Origin of the sequence: Salinibacter pepae (genome assembly GCF_947077775.1) — a bacterium.
GTDB lineage: Bacteria > Bacteroidota > Rhodothermia > Rhodothermales > Salinibacteraceae > Salinibacter > Salinibacter pepae.
The window spans coordinates 828,855-847,798 of record NZ_CAMTTE010000001.1 but is presented as its reverse complement, the minus strand read 5'-3'; the positions used below and the strand labels follow the sequence as shown (position 1 = coordinate 847,798).

Below are 18,944 nucleotides of genomic sequence, written 5' to 3'. Positions count from 1 at the left end.
GATCCCACTGAACGCGCTACGACCCTCCACGCGATTCAACTGCCCGCCGCGCGTATGCCCGACGCGTCGAACGAACCCGTCCGGTTCGGCTTCTCGGCCACGCTCCGCGTCCTGTGTGCAGCCGACCGGCACGACGAGATCGAGACGGTCACCGGCCTAACGCCAACGCATCAGCACGAGCACGGCGATCCGGGCCTCCTGGGCCGTCCCTGGCCGAAGGACCTTTGGGGGCTCGAGTCGCCCCTGCCCCGCGGCGCCCCACTGGACAAACACCTAGGATGGCTCTGGGAGCGGGTACAGCCGCACCAGGCGTTCTTTCGCGAGCTCGCCGCGGAAGACGGGATCGACGTCGACCTGTTCTGCGGCTACCGGAGCGACTGCGCCGAATGTGGCTTTGAGGTGCAGCCCGAGGCCCTGGAGATCGTGCAGGCCCTGTCGATTCCCCTTGAGGTGTCGGTCGTGTTCGAGTAGACCGATCGCACGCCTCCCAACCCCGCCGCGAGGTCCGTCATGCTGCACACCCTCCGAGCACACAGCGTCGCGCTCTTTCGCCACGTCGGGGCGTTCCTTCTTCTAATGGCCAAGGCCGTCCGGAGTCCCATCTACGACAGGGCGACCTACCGCCAAAACCTCGCCCGGCAGATGCGGCAGATTGGCGTTGAGTCGCTGCCCATCGTGGCCGTGGCGGCGGCGTTCACCGGCGGCGTCACCACGGAGCAGACGATCTACCAGATGCGCTATCCCCTCATCCCCGAGAGCACGATCGGTGCCATCGTGGTGCCCTCCGTCATTCTGGAGTTTGGGGCGCTCATTACGGCCTTTATCCTGGCGGGGCGCGTGAGCGCCCGGATCGCGGCGGAGCTCGGGTCCATGCGCATCGGCGGACAGATTGAGGCGCTCAGCGTGATGGGCGTGAGCGCGTCCGGATACCTCGTCCTGCCGCGCGTGCTGGCGGGCGTCCTTGCGTTTCCGCTGCTGTACGTCGTCGCCAGCACGGTGGGGAGCGCCGCCGGCCTCGGGATTGCCGCCGCGTCCGGCGACGTGACGACCGCGCAGTTCCTCACGGGGGCCCGGTCGTTCTTTACGGGCTTCATGGCGGTCTACGGCCTGGTGAAGGCCGTCGTCTTCGGGTTTTTGATCACGGCCATCCCGTGCTACGTCGGCTTCCACGCCGATGGCGGGGCGCGGGGCGTGGGCCGGAGCGCCACGCGGGCGGCGGTGGGCGCCTGTATGTTCGTCCTGGTCGCCGACTACCTCCTCGCCCTCCTCATGCTCTGAGCCTGGCGGCATCGCGCTGCTCTGTCGCGCCCCTCCCGCTACCCACCGACACTCATGATCGAGATCGAAAATGTCCATAAGTCGTTCGGGGACACCGAGGTGCTCACCGGCGTGGATCTTGAAATTGAGGACTGCAACCTCTTCGCCATCATCGGCCACTCCGGCTCCGGCAAGAGCGTCCTGCTCCGCCACCTCGTCGGGCTGCTGCGGCCGGACCGTGGGGCGGTGCGCGTGGGGGGCACCAACCTCGCGGGCCTGCCCGACGACGAGCTGGAGGCGGTGCGGCGGCGCTTCGGGATGCTCTTTCAGGGCGGGGCCCTGTTCGATTCGATGACGGTGTACGACAACGTGGCCCTCCCCCTTCGCCTGCTCGACGATCAGTCGGACGCCGAGATCGAGGAGCGGGTGATGACGGAGCTGGAGCGCGTGGAGATCGCGGGCGCGGCCGACCAGATGCCGGCCTCCCTCTCGGGCGGGCAGGTGAAGCGCGCCTCCCTGGCGCGGGCGATCGTTCGCGAGCCGAAGTACCTGTTCTACGACGAGCCCAGCAGCGGCCTCGACCCCCGCACCTCCGGCGTCATCGACACCCTCATCCAGCGGCTGTCGGAAACGCTCTGCCGAATGGGGATCATGGTCACCCACGACATGCACTCGGTGCTGTCCATCGCCGACAAGGTTGGGTTTCTGCACGAGGGCACGATGCGGTTCGTGGGGGCCGTCGACGAGTTGCGGCGCTGCGACGACCCGATCCTCTGCGGCTTCGTGGAGGCCAATGCCTACGAGTTGTGACATCCCGAGGGCCTGCCGGGCAAAAGAGTACACCGTTTCGTTTTTTTCGGACGTGCCGCTCACACGCCATGAGTACAGACCGTAACGAAGAGAAGGAACAGGAGCGCTTCTGGAACGAGTTCCGCATCGGCGTCCTCGCCGTGGGGGCGATCGCCCTCCTGTTCCTGGGCGTTCGGTTCTTGCAGGGGACCCCTCTTCTGGGAAGCACCTACGCCCTGATCGCCCAGTTTGAGAGCGCAGACGGAATCGCCGAGGGCACGCCCGTGACCGTGCGGGGGCTTCCGGTGGGCACCGTCGACAACGTGTCCCTTAGCGAGCAGGGCGGGGTGCGTGCCCGGCTCCGCATCCAGGACGAGGTGGGGTTAACGGAGGGCACCACCGCCTCCATCCGGGGCCTCGCGGCGCTCGACGACGTGAGCGTCTCCCTCCAGCGCACGCCGGGCGGGGAGCCCCTCGCCCCCGGGGCCCGCATCCCCACCGCCCAGGGGGGCACGCTGGACCAGCTCCGGAAACGGGCCGTGCCGATCGCGCAGCGGGTGGACAGTGCACTCGCCGAGGCCACCGGCACGTTTTCGGAGGCGCGGCAGGTGCTGGGCAACTCGGAGCCGGAGGTGCAGACCCTTCTGACCAACCTCCGGTCCGCGTCCGCCGGGGTCGAGTCGTTCGTGCAGAACGAGCGCGACCGGCTGCACCGCGTGCTGGCCCACCTCGAAGAAACGTCCGCGTCGATGGAGGCCCTTGCCGGCAACCTTGAGCACGTCGCCGCCAGCAACCGCGACACCCTCGAACAGACCGTGCAGGACGCGGAGCGAACCGTCCATCACACGCGCCGGACCGCAAAGTCGCTCGCACAGAGTGCCCAGGAACTGGAAACCATCCTGTCCGGTCTGCGCCGGGGCGAGGGCACTGCCGGGCAGCTCCTGACCGATCCCCGCCTCTACCGACGGCTCGATTCCATCTCGGTCCGCGTCGACAGCATCCTCAGCGATTTCCAGCGGCGTCCCGGGCACTACCTCGATACGACCGTCGAGATTTTCTGAAGATGGGGACGATTGGGAGTCGCCTCCCGCTTGTTTCTCTGCGCCGACACCGGTCGGGAGGGCGATGGTCCCGTCGGGACGCGCCGCCCGCCTCATTTTTCCTTGTTACTTGTTACGTCCGGTGGCGTCTCCGGAGGCGGCGTCCGCCGAGGGGGAAGCTGCCGAGTGGAGCGTGATGAGAAGACGCGTGCCCTTGCCCTCCACGAGCCGTTCCTCAACGTTGCCGACGTGCCACCCGCGCCGTCGCCACGCTACCACGTCGGGATGTTGGTCCACAGTTTCTGGGGCGCGGTACGGCAGCAGGAGCAGGAGGGCTTCTCCTGGAAGGCTCGATTCGTCGGATCGAGGGGACGAGGATCGGGGAGTGGTCTGGGAGGGCGGGGTCGGTTGCGTATTACGGTCGGCTCGGCGGAGGCAGGAAGACATCGGCACGCGTCGGAAAAATGAGAACACCGCAGTGATGGCCGCATTCGGAAGCGCTTCCGAATGCGGCGCACTCATTTGTGTAGTCGGGGGGAACCCGTTACACGGGGTTATGGAGACACGCCGTCCCCGACTGACGACTCGTCCCGGGCTGTCAGGGTGCCTCTCGGTATTTCCAACCACCATTGGTGCGTTTGCAGAACACCTGAAACACGGTCCAGGGTGCCCTGGAAGCTGCTTCGAGCACGACGCCTCGTCAACTCCTCTCGTAGAAAGCGTTTCCGTAACTTGGGAGTGACAACTCGTGGCAACTCCCCCTGGCGCGTAGGATTGGATGATGTGACGTTGGTTGGGCAGTAGGCGCCGTAGCGTCCGTGCACAGGGTTTCCATAGACGAGGCTCCTGTTGAGGACCGATGGCCCGCCCGCGAAAGCATCCAGCGCGTGCTCGATCAGTGCGTGGAGCGGGGACAGATCCATCGCCTGCACCAGTGGGCGACGAAGCTGAACAAGATCTGTCACGGCGAAGAATAGGAGGTGCCGAACACCAGACGGACGGCGGCGTCTTTCGGCTCCGCCGAGGCCTCCCGTTCGGTCTCCCGGTCCCGTCGGCGGGATGCACCATGCGCAGCGTGCACGTGCAGGCCTCACCCTACCGGCAGTACGAGGTAGTGCATCGTCCCGTCGCGGAGCACATGGGCCAGCACGCGCCCGTCCGTCTCGTCCGACCGGAGCAGCGCGCGAAGGTCTCCGGGCCCGCTTACCCGCTTGCCCTCGACGGTATAGATCACGTCGCCCGGGCGGAGCTGGTCGCCCCAGGGGGCGGCCGGCCGGTTGCTGGCCGCCACGACCACGCCGGACGGCACCCGCAGGGTGGGGATGTGTTGGGCCACCTCATCCGTGAGGGGGAGGCCCAGGATGCCGAGGCGCCCCACGAGGTGGTCCTCGGCGTCGGCCATTTCGTTGAAGCGCGCCGACGGGTTCTCGCGCCGGACCACGCGCACCCGCTGCTCGAAGGTAGAGTCCCCGCGCACGACGCCCAGCGTCACGGTCGCCCCCACCTTGGGGTACAGGTTTACGTCCAGCTCGCGGCCGTTGTGCATCCGCTCGCCGTCCAGATGGGTCACGATGTCGCCGGGGCGGAGGCCGGCCCGTTCCGCGGGGCTGCGCGGAGACACGTCGCCCAGAACGACCCGGTAGCCCTGGCTAACCTTCAACTCCTGAGCCATCTCCGGCGTGATTGTCTGCGCGTTCACCCCGATGGTGCCCCGTCGCACGTGTCCGTGCGCCCGGATCTGCCGGTACACCGCCTCCACGATGTTGCTGGGCCCGGCGAACCCGAGGCCCTGGCTTCCGCCGGACTTCGAGACGTTGAATGTGTTGAGGCCCACCACTTCCCCCACCGTATTGACCAGCGGCCCGCCGCTGCTCCCCGGGTTGATGGAGGCGTCGGTCTGCACGTAGACCATCGGGTCGCCGGGGCGCATCTGCCGGGCCGTGGCGCTGACGATCCCCATCGTCATGGAGTTCTCCAGGCCCATGGGGCCGCCGAAGGCAAAGACCGTCTGTCCCCGTCGCAGCCGGTCGGAGTTGCCGAACGGCAACGTGGGATAGCCCGTCCCGGACACATCGAGCACGGCGACGTCGGTCTCGGGGTCGACGCCCACCACCTCCGCCTTCAGCAGCGAGCCACGGGGACGGAGGAGGGACGCCTCTCCCGGCGGCGGGGGCGGCGGCGCTGCGCGCTGGACCCACACCTCCGTCGCCTCCGCCACGACGTGTGCGTTCGTGACGACAAGCCCCGCCGAGTCCACGAAGAATCCCGAGCCGGTCCCGGAAACCTCGGACCACCGCGCCGATCCCTCTCCGGAGCCCTGAAGGCCCGGTCCCCGTCGCACTTTCACCTGCACGACGGCCCGGCGCACCTGACGGGCCAGCGCCTGGGCCTCGTTGCTCAGTTGCGCAAGCGACCTGGGAGTGGGGGCCTCGGCCGATGCGGGCTGGCCGTGGGCCGGAGGGACAAGCGCCAGTGCGAAAAGCAGGGGCAGGACGAATCGCATGGGGGGACAAGGCGATGCCGCAGCGCAGCGCCTCACTCGGTGTCCCGGCCTGAATGGGCGTTACGATGGGCCGCACTTCTTGCCCGCGATCGGGCGGGCTCGTCCGCCAGGCTTCAGCACCGCCACTGGGGGGCAACTCGACCGCGTTGGGCCCGGTGCGCGCTGCCTCGCGTAACGGACGGGGGTCCGACAGAACGTAGAGCAGCAGTGTCTTCAATCAAGTGCTGAACTCCCCGTGACAGCCCCCTTCGCAAGCCTTTTTCTTGCCGGACTCTGGACCGCATTCAAAGACTGGTTCTTCAGTCTGGGGGTGCAGTACGGGGTCGACCCGATCATCTTCGGAAGCATCTCGGTCGGGGCGATCCCCTTCTTCTGGCTGTCGGTGGCGTGGCTCGTGCGGAATCTGCGCCAGGGCCGCTCCCCCTTCTTGCCAGTGGTGGCCACCGGGCTCTGTGTCCTGTCGGCGTACGTCTACCTGTTCATTGCCGGCGAGAACCTGCCGCTCTGGGTGTACGCCCTCGTGGTCGTGCTCATCGGGTACAGCGCCTACTCGACCGTCCAGACGGTGCGAGCGAAGACCGCCGCGCCCCCCGCACCCGATGCCCCTGAAGACCCGTAGCCTTCGTGCAGGAGGACGCGTGTTGTGGCGCAGGGCATGGGGCAACTCCGGAAATGACCTGTCATTCTTCGCCCCCATCCTTTCGCCGCGCCGACCCGGGCACGGGGCTTGCCCAGCGCGCCCCGAATTTCTCGTCTTGCGGCTGGATGGGCGCCAGGGCACCGCCCGTGCACGACGCCCCTCGGCGTCTGGAGGTCGGCGCACGTATTTTGAACGACACCGCAACGCGTCCGCAGGGGCGTTTCCGTCCGTCTCGTCAGCAAAGTCTCGAGTTGTACGATGAGCGTCGAATTCTGGTACATGTTTCCCATCGGCATTGCCATCGCCACCATCGCGATGGCCTCGGGCGTCGGGGGCGCCACCTTCTTCTCCCCGCTTTTTATCCTGGGGCTCGGCCTGTCGCCGGAGCTGGCCGTGGGGGCGGGCCTCGTGGTTGAGGTGTTCGGCTTCGGCAGCGGCGTCTACGCCTACGTGCGGCGACAGCTCATCGACTACCGGGTGGGCGGCATGCTGCTCGCGGCCACCGTGCCGGCCGCCGTCGCCGGGGTCGTGATCGCCCACTTTGCGGACGCCGACATCCTGAAGGTCATCCTCGGAATGGGGCTCTTCGCCGTTGCGGTGAGCTTCCTGCGGGCCCCGGACGACGAGATGGAGGCGACGCTCGAGAACATGGCGCACGAGGATCCGGACGAGGCGGAGACGTGCCTCGTGACGGCCGAAGACGAAGAGATCTGCTATACCGTGTGCAACACGACCGAAGGTCGCCTCATCTCCGGCATCGGGGGGCTGTTCGTCGGCATGGTGTCGTCCGGCCTCGGCGAACTCAATGGCTATTTCCTTCTCCAGCGGTGCCGCGTGCCCAGCAGCGTGGCGGTGGCCACGAGCGTCTTCGTCGTCGCGATTACGGCGCTTATCGCCTCCGTCGGGCACATTTTTCAGGTGGCCCAAGGCGGGCTCACCGGCCTTGCCACCATGGGCCGCCTCCTGCTTTTTACGGTGCCAGAGGTCGTCATCGGGGCCCAACTCGGGCCCGAGCTGGCCAGGCGCGTGCCGGATCGGGTGATGGAGATTGGGCTCGGGGGCCTGTTCACCATCACAGCGGGCCTGCTGCTCTTCGAGGCCGGGCTGCACTGACCGGCGGCCGCGTGTCCCAGGATCCGGTCCGTTGCCCTCCACGCGACGAATCGGGGACGACCGCCCTACGGCCGGTGCACCTCGGGGTCGATGCCCAGCCGGTCCATCCGGGAGAGGAGCGTGGTCCGCTTCACGTCCAGAAGCCGAGCGGCGCCCTCGTCCCCGCCGACGACCCCATCGGTTACCTCAAGCGCCCGCTCGATATGACGGCGCTGCGCCTCCTCCAGGGTCTCGAAGGAGGCGGGGCCCGGCGCGTCGGTGTCCGCCTCGATCGACAGGTGCTCGGCCCGAATTTTTTGGTCTCGGGTGAGGATGACGGCCCGCTCGACGATGTTGGCCAGCTCCCGCACGTTGCCGGGCCAGTCGTACCCCTGCAGTGCAGCCATCGCGTCCGGGTGGAAGCCGTCGATGTCTTTGCCCGTGCGGGCGGCGTACATCTCGCAGAAGTGCTCTGCCAGCAGCGGAATGTCGCCCGTGCGGTTGCGGAGCGGGGGGAGCTTGATGGGGAAAATGTTGAGGCGGTAGTAGAGGTCCGACCGGAAATTCCCCGCCTCCACCGCCGCCTCCAGGTCGCGGTTGGTGGCCGCGAGGATGCGGGTGTCCACCTCGATGGTCTCGCTTCCCCCGACGCGCTCGAAGGTCTGGTGCTGCAGGACGCGGAGCAGTTTCGCCTGGGTCTCGAGCGGCAGCTCACCGATCTCGTCGAGGAGGAGGGTGCCCCCGTCGGCCAACTCGAAGCGGCCCTCGCGCCGTTCGGTAGCGCCGGTAAAGGCCCCCTGTTCGTGGCCAAACAGCTCGCTCTCGATGAGGTCGGTGGAGAGGGCCGCGCAGTTCATTTTTACGAACACCTGATCGGCCCGGCGGCTGCGCTCGTGGAGGGCCCGGGCCACGAGCTCCTTGCCCGTGCCGGTTTCGCCGGTGACGAGGACGGTGGTCTCGGTGTTGGCCACCTGGTCGATGGCGTCGAATACGGACTGCATCGGCGCGGAGGTGCCGACGATCTCGTCGAAGTTGTACTCGCTTTTGAGCTCCTCCTGCAGGTACAAGCGTTCGGACTCGAGCTGGGCGACCTCTTCTTCGGCCTGCTTCAGCTCGTCCACGTCGCGGAGAATAATGAGGTAGCGGTCCTCTGCCGGGAGCCGGACGGGGCACAGCGTGGCCTCGACCGGAAACGTCGTGCCGTCGGCCCGGCGCGCCTGCAGGCCGTCCGGTGCCGTCAGGTAACGCCCCGCCGCCTCCGGGGCGGTCCCGTCGCCGGCCTGGGCCTCCTGGTGGGCGTCGATGTGGCGGTGCACGAGCGCCTCGAACGGGTCGGCGAGGAAGGCGGCGAGCGACTCCCCCTCCATGGCCTCGGCGGAGCACTGAAAAATCTCCTCGGCGGCCGCGTTGAACAGGTGCACCTCCAGTGACGCGTCGATGCTGATGATGGCATCGATCGCCGAATCGATGATGCGGGTCAGGCGCTCGCGGCTCTTGCGCAGGGCCCGCTCGGCGCGTGTGCGCTCCTCGATTTCTTCTTTCAGGGCATCGTTTGCGTCCCGCAGCTCCGCGGTGCGGGCCGCCACCTTCTGCTCCAGCTCGTCGTGGGCCCGGCGGAGGGCGGCCTCGGCCTCGCGGCGCGCCCGCCGCTCTTCGGCCTCGCGGAGGGCCCGGCGCACGGCGGGCCCCAGCCGGGAGAGCTTGTCTTTTAGCACGTAGTCCGTGGCCCCCTGCTTGAGCGTCTCGATGGCCCGCTCCTCGCCAATGGCGCCGGAGACGAACACGACCGGGACGTGCGGCCGCTCTGCCCGGGCCACCTCCAGGGCCGACAGGCCGTCGTAGCGGGGGAGCGAGTAGTCGGCCAGAATGATATCGGGGGCAAACGCATCGAGCGCCTGCGTGAAGCCCTGCTCGGTGGTCACCCGCTCCGCCTCGAAGTCAAACCCCTCTTGCTCCAGCTCGCGCCGCACGAGCTCGGCGTCGGTGGCCACGTCCTCCAGCATCAAAACGTGAAGCGGGTCGTCGGTCGACATGTGGCACGATGGGATCGGCGAAGAACGGCGAGCCCCCCTCCAGGCATCACGCCCCACACGTCTCATTCATTTGGAGCCAGTAGGTGCCGATGCGCTGCACAGTGTTCGTGAACGCGTCGAAGTCGACCGGTTTCACGACGTAGCTGTTGGCCCCGAGGGCGTAGCACCGCTCCACGTCGCTGCGCTCCCCCGACGAGGACAGCACGACGACGGGGATGTGTCGGGTTCGCTCGTCGGACTTGAGGGCCCGGAGCACCTCGTGGCCGCTCACCTTTGGCAGCTTCAGGTCCAGCAGGATGAGGCCCGGCGCGTCCGCCACGCTCCGGTCGGCGTGGGCCGCGCGTCCGAAGAGGAAGTCGAGGGCCTGCGCCCCGTCCCCGATCCGGTGAAAGCGCTTTGTAAGATCGAGGTCGCGGAGCGCGCGCAGGGTGAGCTCGGCGTCGGACGGCTGGTCCTCCACCAGCAAAAGGTCAATGTGCTCGGTCACGACGGGGCTGTTCATACAGGTCGGTGGGGCGTGGCAGCGAGAAATATACGGTGGTTCCGTCCCCCTCCGTGCTCTCGGCCCATACCCGGCCGTCGTGGCGGCGCACGGCGCGATCGACGATGGCCAGGCCCACCCCAGTGCCCTCGAACGCCGTCTCCTCGTGGAGGCGCTCAAAGACGCCGAAGAGCTTGTCGGTGTACGCCATGTCGAACCCCACGCCGTTGTCGTGCACGGAGAAGACGACCTCCTCGTCGGCCTCGGTGCCGCGCACCTCCACCCGGGGGGCGGGCTCGCGGCGGGAAAACTTGACGGCGTTGGACAGCACGTTCAGAACGGCCTGGCGCACCATCGACGGGTCGCCGGCGGCGGGAGGGAGGGGCTGCACGTCAAATTCCACGCCGCCGGTGGCCGCCTCCGTCCGCCGCAGGTCGTTGATGGCATCCTGAACGAGACTGTTCATGTCGAGGGGACGAAACGTCATCTCACAGTGTCCGACGCGCGAGAGCGCGAGCAGGTCGTCGATGAGGGTGCCCATCGTCCGGGTGTTGTCCCGGACGGCCGTCAGGAGGCGCCGGCCTTCCTCGTTGAGCTGGGGGGCGTGGTTTTGTTTGAGGAGCTGCGTGTAGCCGTCGATGGCGCGGAGGGGGACCCGCAGGTCGTGGGACACCGAGTAGGCAAACGATTCGAGCTCTTCGGTCCGTTCCCGCACCCGCTCTTCGAGCGTGCCGGTCAGGCTGCGGAGCCGTTCGGACAGGTCCCGTTCCCGGGTAACGAAGCGGAGCAACAGCACGGTGGCGGCGCTTGCCAGGAGGTTTGCCGTCGTCTCGGGGTACTCCCCGAAGCCCGACAGCGCGGCCTCCGTGCCGCGTTCGGCACACACGAGCAGCTCGTTTCCCTGGTGGATGGCCATGAGCACGAGGACCCCGACGAAGAGCGCGGGCCGCCAGTCCCGAAGCCGGTAGGCGGCCACGACCGTGTAGCCGGCACTTCCGAGAAGTGCGACGAAGGGAAGGGCGGAAAAGGCGAGTCGGCTGAGCATCGGCATCGGCCCTGGGCCCGAGTTCTGAAGGGCGTACTCCTTCGTCGGGCCACTGGCGCGCTCCTGCGAGTGCGGGGAACGGGGAATACTACAGTTGACGAGCCCCCTACGGCGTTTCAGTGTCCGGAGAGGGCAGGGCAAAAAAGAAGGAGGCCCCCTCGCCCTCCTTGCCCTTAGCCCACACCCGCCCATTGTGGCGACGCACGATTCGGTCCACGATGGCCAGCCCCACGCCCGTGCCCTCGAAGTCGTCTGCTTCGTGGGCCCGCTCGAACACCCCGAAGAGCGCATCGGCCCGGTCCGGGTCAAACCCCACGCCGTTGTCGCGCACCACGAACACCCGCTTGCCGTCTCGAACCTCTCCGGACACTTCAACCCGGGGATCCGATTCGGTTTGCGTAAACTTGACGGCGTTGGCCAGCAAATTGGAGAACACGTGCCGGATCATGGACCGGTCCCCCGCCGCCGCGGGGAGGGCGGCGAGGTCGAACGTCACCGCCTCGGTGGCGTGGGCCCGGCGCACCTCGTCGATCGTCTCCTGTGCGAGGGCCTGCATGTCGATCGGTACGCGGTTCATCTCGTGGCGGCCCAGGCGCGAGAGCGTGAGCAGGTCGTCGATGAGGGTCCCCATCGTCTGTGTGCTCTCGTGCACCACGTCGAGCAGGCGCCGGCCCTCTTCGTCGAGCTGATCGGCGTGGTCCTCCCTCAGGATGCGCGTGTAGCCGTCGATGGCGCGGAGGGGAGTGCGCAGGTCGTGGGACACCGAGTAGGTAAACGACTCCAGCTCTTCGGTGCGCTCCTGCACCCGCTCTTCGAGCCGCTCGCGCTGGGCCTGCACCTCTTCCAGAAGCTGGCTCTGTCGGAGGGCGATGGCCATGTGGTCGGCCAACTCGCGCCCAACCCGTCGGTCCTCGTCCGCGAAGGCCTCGGGCTGGGTGCGACCCACGTGCACGACGCCGATCACCTGCTCCTCGACGACCATCGGGACGCAGAGGATGGACTGGAGCCCCATCTCCTGCATGCGGGCCTCCGCCTCCGGCACCGGCTCGTAGGCCTCAACGGACAGCACCTCGGTGTCGCCGGCCCGCAGGGTGTCGCTGAGGTAGACCTCGTCGAGCGGAAGGGTGGAGGGGGCGGCCAGTACGTTGTCCGCGGCGGCCAGCACGTGGGCCGTTCCGGCCTCCCAGTCCGTGACCGTCACGGTGGCGCTCTCGTACGGCAGGATGGACCGCACGCGGCGGATCGCCTCCGTGGCGATCTCCTCGGGCGACTCGGCGGCCAGGATGGCCTGGTCGATGTCGCGGAGGGTCTGCAGGCGCTGCGTCTGGTGGGCCAGGCGGTCGTTGGCCTGCTCGAGCGCGGTGGTGCGCGTCTCGACCCGCTGCCGCAGGTGGGCCTGGCGGAGCGCGATGGCGAGGTGGTCGGCCAGCTCCGTGCCCACGCGCCGGTCCTCGTCCGTGAAGGCTTGGGGGCGCGTGCGCCCGATCTGAAGAAGGCCGAGGAGCTCCTCGTCGTCCATCATCGGGAGGCAGAGGACGGACCGGACGCCGAGGTCCTTCACCGTCTCGGCGACCCCCGAGGACGACCGGGCCGCGAGGTCGTCGATCGTGTCCGCCTCGCCCGCCCGCAGGGCATCGGTCAGAAAAAAGTCGTCGAGGGGAATTGTGGTCCCCCCCGCCAAGGTCTCGTCCTCTTGACGAGTGGCGAGCACCTGTGCGCGCTCCGCCTCCCAGTCGACGACCGACACGCTGGCCCGATGAAAAAGCATAATCTCGCGGGCGCGCCGGAGCGTGGCCGTGGCGATCTCCTCGGGCGACTCGGCGGCCAGGATGGCCTGGTCGATGTCGCGGAGCGCCTGGAGGCGGCGCGTGCGCTGTTCGAGGTGCTCGTTGGCCTGTTCCAGCTCCGCCGTCCGCTCCTTTACACGACGCTCCAACTCATTTCTAGCCTCGCGCAGGGCTGATTCCATCCGGCGCCGCTCGGTCACGTCGACCATCATGACAAGGCGATCGCTGGCCCGGTCGCCCGCCTCGATGGGCCGCATCGTGAGGCTCACCCAGACGCGTCCCCCGTCGGGGAGGCACAGCTCCACCTCGTCGTCGCGCACCGGTGCTCCGCTCCGGAGGCACTCCGCCAGCCGCTGGGCGGCCTCCTGGCCGGTGGGCGTACTGGCACAAAAGTTGGGGATCGAGCGCCCTGTGAGCGCCTCCCTGGAGGCCCCAAACAGCTCGGTCGCCCGCCGATTGGCCATGCGGATCTTACCCTCGGCGGTGGCGGAGAGGTAGGCCACGGGGGCGTTCTCGTACAGTTCGCGGTAGCGCGCCTCGCTCTCGCGGAGGGCCTCCTGCTGGGCGGCCTGCTCCCGGTGGAGCGCGATTCGATGCAGCGCCATCGACGCCTGCGCGGCCATCATCTGCAGCGACGACAGCTGCAGCGACGTATGGGTGTCGTCCGCGCGCAGGCCCGCCACCACCCTGCCAAACTCCTGGTCGAGGGTGCCCAGCCGAACGGTAGCGAGGTGATCGATGCCCTGGTCGGCGAGGGCACTCTCCTCGGGCACCTCCACCCGGTGGTGCGACGGCGTGCCGCGTGCGTCGGCCGTGTCGGGGAAGGGAGCCCCCCGGCGCAGTTCGTCGACGACCGGGCCGGGCAGCGGGCGGGTGCCGAGACTCCCAAACACGCGTGTCGGGTCGTCGGCGCTCGAATCCAGCACCACGGCCTGCAGGTCCGCGAGGCCCATCGACCGCAGGGCCCCTGTAAGGAGACGGGCCACTTCCTCGGTCGAGTCGAGCATGGCCAGGGCCGACCCGAAGCCGAGGACCGACGAGGGGTCGAGGTCCGATGTGTAGTGGGAGGCCTCCATGCTATGGGGGGGCGGTCGCGATGAGTGCCGAGAGGATGGCGGAATCGTGGACGGTCGGCGCAGGGGGCGGGGCGGCGGCACGCCTACGCGCGGTGGCGACCGGCCAGCTCCTGCCGCACCGTTTCCGGGGACTCGTGGAACGGATTCGGCACCACGACCTCCCCCATCACGCAGTACGGATGCGTGCGGAGTGCGTCCATGATGACGTCGCTCTCGAAAACAGCCAGGTCGAACTGGCACAGCGCCAGCAGTTGCCACTCCGACGAGTGCTCGTCGTAGAGCGCTTCCCAGCGCAGCATCTCTTCTACCGTGATCTCCCGTTCCAGGCACCACTCGCCGTCCCCGGCCCACCGAACGAACGACTCGTCCATCTCCTGGACGCTCGCGTCGATCCGTTCGGCGAGGCGCTTCATGTCGTCCTCCGTATCCCGGCCGGGATCCAGGATCAACCGGTCGGCCGAGCGGGCCTCGTCGACATCCATCCCTCGCTCCGCCAGCCAGTCGCACAGGGCCGCCCCTACGTCGGGCCGCGAGATAAATACGCACCGGTCGCCTCGCCGCAACCCGGCTTCAACGTACGGCCCGAGCACGGAAAACCGCCGCTCACCGCCACGGAAAAAGTGGGCAATGTGGTCGCCCACATCGGCCTCTACACCCCCAAAGCCGAGGGGCACACCGCTCACGTCCCCCTCCTGCACGTTTTCTTCGGTCTCTGTGCGAGCATCCATAATTGAACCGGCTGCGTGGACGGGAGCATGAATGGTCTATACAGAATAAGATGCGGCGTAGAAATGTTCACTGAGGGTGAAGATCCCGGGCGGGGCCAGTTGGTAGCTTCGGAGAGCAGAATGCGGTTAATCCTTCGTGTGCCACCCCAACGCTCAGTTACACCCCCAATCCAGCACCTTTTACTGATTTTACTGACGGCCGGGGACGGGTACGGCGTGACGATATATCCACACGGTGTCGACTTATCGTCAGAACACGAGGAAAGCTTCGCCCAGACATTTGCCGCGTATCCTTGTGTGTCTCACGTGTTTAGGCGACATGTATTCTTGCGGGGCGGAGGGCTGGCACGGTGTTGGGCCTACCAACCAATGCCAGACAATGGAGGCTGGCGTGCCATGCACATCGCTTCTCTCACCATTCGCCTACGCCGATGCCCGATTCTGCCTCTCCCCTGACCGACGACGAGCTTGAGGCCCTTCGCAATCGCGATCCGGACGCTGTCCGCCGCTGGATCCACGGCAACCGCGACTACATCCACAGCGTCCTCCAGCGGTATTCCAGCAGTTCTGAGCGGGCGCGCGACCTCGTGCAGGAAACCTTCTTTCAGGCCCTGCGGAGCCTGCCGAACTTCCGGGGCGACTCGAAGGTCACGACGTGGCTCCACAGCATTGCCAAGAACGTGGCCCTGAGCCAGCACCGCGAAGACCAGCGGCACAGCTACCTGGAGGAAGACACGCTCGAACACGTCCAGGCGGGCACGACGCCCGAAAAGTCTATGGGCTCCAATCCCTTGAAAGAGACCCAGGCGGCCCAGAAGTACACCCTTCTCCACGAGGCAATGGAAGAGCTGTCTGAGTCCTATCGTCGGATTATTCGTCTTCGCGATCTCGAAGAGCGATCGACAAAAGAAGTCGCCGAGCAGCTTGACCTAACGCGAGTCAACGTTCGGGTTCGTCTCCACCGTGCCCGCAGGGCCCTGCGGGACGCGCTGCAGTCCCGTTTCGACGACGCATACCGAGAGACGTACGAGATGGCTGCGTAGGTGGGGCTTCCGACACCCGCCCGCGGCGCTCCACGAGTAGGATTTTCAAGCCGGTGCCCCTGTGCCTTCTCATCGGTGCTTCAGACCGTTATGACCATGCTTCAAGACCGCCTCTCTGTTCGCTGCGCCCAGATGGAAGACGGCGAGGTCATCGGAACGATTCAGCAGCTTTCCAACCGCTTCGGGCTCGCCGAGTCGGCGGTCCTGCCGTGTCTGCAAGACGCCCGGCAATCGGTCATGCTGCGGGCAGGAACCGGCCTGGACCAACTCCTGATTCTCGAGGCCGGTGCCCCTGAGGTGCTCAGGGACTGTGCCGGGTCCGATGCGGCTGGGCCGTAGGCTCGACGTTCGTCCGACCTCCCCCACTGCGTCTCCGAGCCCATGTCCTTTGCATCCACCCTCGGCATCGACGTGGGGGGCACGAAGGTGGAGTCCGCTCGTGTTGACGCCGATGGATCCGTCCGTGCTGCACACCGACACCCCGTCAACGCTGATCGCGGAGCGCACCGCGTCGTTGACGACATTGTCCGGTGTGTGCGCTCGTGCCTGTCACAGGCGTCGCGTCGTGCCGTTGTGGCGGGAGTTGGGGGGCGGGCCGGGTCGACCCGGAAACGGGCGTCGTCCGGTCGGCCCCGAGCCTCGACTGGCGAGAGGCCCCGCTGCGGGAGTGCCTTGAGGATGTCCTCGACCTGCCGGTGACGGTGGCCAACGATGTGCGCGCCATCACGCATGGGGGGTGGGCCTACGGGGCGGGCCGCGGCACCGACAATTTGGTCGTGGTGTCCGTGGGCACGAGCATTGGTGGGGGCATTGTGAACGACGGGCACGTGCTGGAGGGAGGACAGGGACTCGCGGGCGAGCGACGTTGAGAGCATTACCGGTTGAGACCCTGTTTGGCGGGCTGTCTATGGCCTGCGACGTCGCGGATCTCGTGCAGCCCAGGCACTACTCGGTCACTGCGTTCCCAGCGCAGAACGGCTTCTGCACGCGCCCGGTAGCGCATCATCGCCCGGTAGCGCATCAGAGGCATGCCCTCGCTTCTGCTCGGCCCCCGCTACAGGGCACGTTTGGTCTCATGCACGTTGCCCGCTGTGTCTCGGCTGAATATCCATCCGCCAAACAGGTCCTGAGCGGTCCACGAAGCACACCAACAGGGCGATCCGCCGGCGGACTGCCTCTGCGGACTGCTTCTGACGTTCCGACAGACCGACGGAAGATGGAATGGCAGCCCGTTCGGGACGATGGCTTGGGTGCAGGGGCCAATCCTCAGGGGACTCGGCTTGAGCGTATCCCCGAGAGGCGCGGGAGTCAAGAGGGGGAAGGAGGGAGAAGTGAGAGCTGCAGGGGCGGAGCAGGTCCGATGGGTGGCCTGAAGGTCGCCGGGGCAACACGGGCAGCGGTTGAGAAGAGAAGTATTGCGAACCCCAATGGGCAGAGAGTTGTGCGGGACGACCGGAAGGCGGCGGTGTGGCGCCACTGCTTGGGAGCGGTTCTTCGACGAGAAAACGGCCGAGTGGATTGTGAATGCCCGCGCATCGATTGTAACGCAAATGCAATACGCCGACACAGAGCGGCGAGAGAAGACGGATGGACGCTTCTTCTTCCTCTGATCCGCTACAGACACTGTCTGCCGCATCTCCTACTCAACAATCCTCCATTTCCATGACTCGTATTCCACGTTCTTTCGTTGACCTTTCGTCGCAACAATTGTCCACGGCACCAGGCCTTGGTCGAGGGCTCTCCGCCGGGATCGCCGTGCTGGTCGGGGCCCTGCTTGTGCTCGCGGTCTCCGGCACGGCACGGGCCCAGGACAAGAAAATGAAGAAGATGCTGATGCAACTTCAGGAGATGAACCAGGCCGACGGCTACCTGGAGGCCCACCGAGGCGTCGAAAATCCGCCCGAACTGCTGGGGGGGCCCCTTTCCTTCACGGTCCAGCAGAATAGCGGCGGCGTGTTCGTCGGCCTGCCGGACAAGCGCGAGCTCGACAACGACGTGTTCGGCACCCCGGACAGGCCGCTCGCCTTCACGGGCACGCCGGGGATGACGGGCGTGCCGGTTCCCTTCCGCGAGACGGAAACCGGCAGGTTTACCCAGCTCGACCGGAACACCCCCTTCGGCAACAAGAGCACGGCGATGCCGAACGGCACCATGATGCTGAAGGCCGCCGACGTGACCGCCACCGACGCCGCCACCACGGAGGATGAGGTTACGTTCAAGGCGTCGTGGGAAGACGCGGAGGGCAACACCTACGCGGTGCGGTGCTGCGAGATGCTCGCCACGGCGGGGCCCGAATTCCCGACGTTCGGCGGCGTGGTGACCAACCACCTGCTGCACGGCTTCAGTGGCGTGGGGACGCCGCTCATGCCCACCGAATACACGTACGCCGCCTTCTGGGGCATGGGGGCGGTTCTCAAAAACGGGGAGGTCGTCGACAAGCCTCGCGTCGTGCACGGGATGCTCACCGAGTACGTGCGAACAGAGGGCTACGAGCTTGCCTCGGACAGCGAGGTGACGCCGACGCGCAAGCACTTTCACCTCATGGTCGCTCCGTTCATGCCGGTGCAGGGGGAGCACAAGTTTGAGCACGACAACGTGAGCACGGGCTTCACCCTGCCCAACGGCAAGGAGCTTCCGTTCTGGCACGTGATGTTTGAAAACCTCGACATCGACAGCGAGCGCGGAGAGTAACGGTGTCGGCCCCGGGAAGACGCAGGGCATGGCCCGGTCCCGGCCGCCGGTGGGGCCGGGGAAAGCGGGGCCCGCTTCCGCCCCCCATTCCGATGTATGTCTATTGCTCAATTCTCCAGACCATCATGTCGGTGTCGTTCTATTCGCCCAGTGCTGCTCGATGTGTGCGTCTCTGCCTTTGGGCCTTCGGGCTTCTGGTGCTAGGGGGGAACCTGCTCGCCGGCCCCGTCGTCGCCCAGACCACCGGGGCGCCGGCCGCGACCGTGGGCATGACCAACACCCTGTCGTTCACGCAGGACACGGTGCGCGTGGAGGTCGGAGAGACGGTGCGGTGGAAAAACACCTCTGTGATTGTGCATACGGTTACGGCCGACCCCGAAAGGGCCACCGTGGACGAGAGCATGCGTCTCCCGGACGGCGCGACGCCGTTCCATTCCGGCGACCTGGAGCCGGAGGCGACGTTCGAGTACACCTTCGAGACCCCGGGTCGGTACCGCTACTTCTGCGTGCCGCACGAGGCGGCGATGCGTGGGGTTGTGATTGTGGAGCCGGTTGAGGAGGACGGCCAAGGCGCGTACGAAAAAAGAGGCTCCACCAAAAAGCCTCATCCGGAGGCCGGGACGTCCATCCCCCAGCCCCAATCCGTCACACGGTAGTGTCGCCGATTCTCGGTAGAGGCGGAACGGCGATCGTAACGCCCGTCCGACCCGGGAAACGAAGGCGCAGTGCCTTGCGGCCG

The 18,944-nt window shown here is 67.2% G+C and carries 18 protein-coding genes; 11 read left to right on the top strand and 7 right to left on the bottom strand.

Going from position 1 to position 18,944, the window contains the following annotated elements; genetic code table 11:
* The first annotated feature begins 54 nt into the window (after positions 1-54).
* The 4 genes from OJA40_RS03615 (at position 55) to OJA40_RS03600 (ending at position 3,107) form a co-directional block, all read left to right on the top strand.
* Entirely contained in the window at positions 55-471 is a 417-nt protein-coding gene (locus OJA40_RS03615) for a DUF4279 domain-containing protein (protein ID WP_208426789.1), read from the top strand.
* A 39-nt stretch (positions 472-510) separates the two neighbouring features.
* The gene (locus OJA40_RS03610) at positions 511-1,278 is read left to right on the top strand and encodes an MlaE family ABC transporter permease (protein WP_263809958.1); all 768 of its coding nucleotides are present in this window, start codon (positions 511-513) and stop codon (positions 1,276-1,278) included.
* 54 nt (positions 1,279-1,332) lie between these two features.
* The gene (locus OJA40_RS03605; RefSeq protein ID WP_263809957.1) at positions 1,333-2,067 is read left to right on the top strand and encodes an ABC transporter ATP-binding protein; all 735 of its coding nucleotides are present in this window, start codon (positions 1,333-1,335) and stop codon (positions 2,065-2,067) included.
* Between the two features lie 68 nt (positions 2,068-2,135).
* Entirely contained in the window at positions 2,136-3,107 is a 972-nt protein-coding gene (locus OJA40_RS03600) for an MlaD family protein (protein WP_263809956.1), read from the top strand.
* 105 nt (positions 3,108-3,212) lie between these two features.
* Here the strand turns inward: OJA40_RS03600 and OJA40_RS03595 are convergent, their stop codons facing one another.
* Positions 3,213-3,383, bottom strand: coding sequence for a hypothetical protein (locus OJA40_RS03595; RefSeq protein WP_263809955.1), 171 nt, complete (start codon positions 3,381-3,383; stop codon positions 3,213-3,215).
* Between the two features lie 793 nt (positions 3,384-4,176).
* Entirely contained in the window at positions 4,177-5,589 is a 1,413-nt protein-coding gene (locus OJA40_RS03590) for a trypsin-like peptidase domain-containing protein (protein ID WP_263809954.1), read from the bottom strand.
* Between the two features lie 235 nt (positions 5,590-5,824).
* On the opposite strand from OJA40_RS03590, the gene OJA40_RS03585 reads away from it, so the two are divergent.
* Both OJA40_RS03585 and OJA40_RS03580 read left to right on the top strand, forming a co-directional pair.
* Entirely contained in the window at positions 5,825-6,208 is a 384-nt protein-coding gene (locus tag OJA40_RS03585; RefSeq protein WP_208426796.1) for a hypothetical protein, read from the top strand.
* Between the two features lie 279 nt (positions 6,209-6,487).
* Entirely contained in the window at positions 6,488-7,342 is an 855-nt protein-coding gene (locus tag OJA40_RS03580) for a sulfite exporter TauE/SafE family protein (RefSeq protein WP_208426797.1), read from the top strand.
* A gap of 65 nt (positions 7,343-7,407) precedes the next feature.
* On the opposite strand, the gene OJA40_RS03575 is transcribed toward OJA40_RS03580, so the two are convergent.
* The 5 genes from OJA40_RS03575 to OJA40_RS03555 form a co-directional block, all read right to left on the bottom strand.
* On the bottom strand, positions 7,408-9,354 hold the full coding sequence (locus OJA40_RS03575; RefSeq protein ID WP_208426798.1) for a sigma 54-interacting transcriptional regulator: 1,947 nt from the start codon (positions 9,352-9,354) through the stop codon (positions 7,408-7,410).
* Positions 9,355-9,400: 46 nt separating this feature from the next.
* Positions 9,401-9,856 carry a response regulator gene (locus OJA40_RS03570; protein WP_208426799.1) on the bottom strand — a complete coding sequence of 152 codons (456 nt, stop codon included), beginning with the start codon at positions 9,854-9,856 and terminating at the stop codon, positions 9,401-9,403.
* Positions 9,825-10,886 carry a sensor histidine kinase gene (locus tag OJA40_RS03565; RefSeq protein WP_208426800.1) on the bottom strand — a complete coding sequence of 354 codons (1,062 nt, stop codon included), beginning with the start codon at positions 10,884-10,886 and terminating at the stop codon, positions 9,825-9,827. Before OJA40_RS03565 ends, OJA40_RS03570 begins: the two co-directional genes overlap by 32 nt.
* Positions 10,887-10,986: 100 nt before the next feature.
* Positions 10,987-13,743: a GAF domain-containing protein gene (locus OJA40_RS03560; protein ID WP_263809953.1), complete on the bottom strand. Its 2,757-nt coding sequence runs from the start codon at positions 13,741-13,743 to the stop codon at positions 10,987-10,989.
* An 83-nt stretch (positions 13,744-13,826) separates the two neighbouring features.
* Complete coding sequence (locus OJA40_RS03555) at positions 13,827-14,471, bottom strand: MEDS domain-containing protein (RefSeq protein WP_263809952.1); 645 nt, start codon at positions 14,469-14,471, stop codon at positions 13,827-13,829.
* Positions 14,472-14,902: 431 nt separating this feature from the next.
* Between OJA40_RS03555 and OJA40_RS03550 the strand changes: the two genes are divergently transcribed.
* From OJA40_RS03550 to OJA40_RS03530, 5 genes are all read left to right on the top strand, one after another.
* Positions 14,903-15,514 (top strand): RNA polymerase sigma factor, encoded by a 612-nt coding sequence (locus OJA40_RS03550; protein WP_208426803.1) that lies wholly within the window; start codon positions 14,903-14,905, stop codon positions 15,512-15,514.
* 90 nt (positions 15,515-15,604) lie between these two features.
* Positions 15,605-15,853, top strand: coding sequence for a hypothetical protein (locus tag OJA40_RS03545; RefSeq protein ID WP_208426804.1), 249 nt, complete (start codon positions 15,605-15,607; stop codon positions 15,851-15,853).
* A 203-nt stretch (positions 15,854-16,056) separates the two neighbouring features.
* Positions 16,057-16,383, top strand: a complete 327-nt coding sequence (locus OJA40_RS03540; protein ID WP_263808874.1) for an ROK family protein — start codon at positions 16,057-16,059, stop codon at positions 16,381-16,383.
* An 838-nt stretch (positions 16,384-17,221) separates the two neighbouring features.
* Positions 17,222-18,205, top strand: coding sequence for a hypothetical protein (locus OJA40_RS03535; protein ID WP_263809951.1), 984 nt, complete (start codon positions 17,222-17,224; stop codon positions 18,203-18,205).
* A gap of 164 nt (positions 18,206-18,369) precedes the next feature.
* The gene (locus OJA40_RS03530) at positions 18,370-18,861 is read left to right on the top strand and encodes a cupredoxin domain-containing protein (RefSeq protein ID WP_263809950.1); all 492 of its coding nucleotides are present in this window, start codon (positions 18,370-18,372) and stop codon (positions 18,859-18,861) included.
* Positions 18,862-18,944 lie beyond the last annotated feature (83 nt).

Excerpts from the sequence above, each read along its gene's own strand:
- OJA40_RS03615 (WP_208426789.1), top strand. The coding sequence starts at position 55 with ATGCCCGACGCGTCGAACGAACCCGTCCGGTTCGGCTTCTCGGCCACG.
- OJA40_RS03610 (WP_263809958.1), top strand. The coding sequence starts at position 511 with ATGCTGCACACCCTCCGAGCACACAGCGTCGCGCTCTTTCGCCACGTC.
- OJA40_RS03605 (WP_263809957.1), top strand. The coding sequence starts at position 1,333 with ATGATCGAGATCGAAAATGTCCATAAGTCGTTCGGGGACACCGAGGTG.
- OJA40_RS03600 (WP_263809956.1), top strand. The coding sequence starts at position 2,136 with ATGAGTACAGACCGTAACGAAGAGAAGGAACAGGAGCGCTTCTGGAAC.
- OJA40_RS03590 (WP_263809954.1), bottom strand. The coding sequence starts at position 5,589 with ATGCGATTCGTCCTGCCCCTGCTTTTCGCACTGGCGCTTGTCCCTCCG.
- OJA40_RS03580 (WP_208426797.1), top strand. The coding sequence starts at position 6,488 with ATGAGCGTCGAATTCTGGTACATGTTTCCCATCGGCATTGCCATCGCC.
- OJA40_RS03575 (WP_208426798.1), bottom strand. The coding sequence starts at position 9,354 with ATGTCGACCGACGACCCGCTTCACGTTTTGATGCTGGAGGACGTGGCC.
- OJA40_RS03570 (WP_208426799.1), bottom strand. The coding sequence starts at position 9,856 with ATGAACAGCCCCGTCGTGACCGAGCACATTGACCTTTTGCTGGTGGAG.
- OJA40_RS03565 (WP_208426800.1), bottom strand. The coding sequence starts at position 10,886 with ATGCCGATGCTCAGCCGACTCGCCTTTTCCGCCCTTCCCTTCGTCGCA.
- OJA40_RS03560 (WP_263809953.1), bottom strand. The coding sequence starts at position 13,743 with ATGGAGGCCTCCCACTACACATCGGACCTCGACCCCTCGTCGGTCCTC.
- OJA40_RS03555 (WP_263809952.1), bottom strand. The coding sequence starts at position 14,471 with ATGGATGCTCGCACAGAGACCGAAGAAAACGTGCAGGAGGGGGACGTG.
- OJA40_RS03550 (WP_208426803.1), top strand. The coding sequence starts at position 14,903 with ATGCCCGATTCTGCCTCTCCCCTGACCGACGACGAGCTTGAGGCCCTT.
- OJA40_RS03545 (WP_208426804.1), top strand. The coding sequence starts at position 15,605 with ATGACCATGCTTCAAGACCGCCTCTCTGTTCGCTGCGCCCAGATGGAA.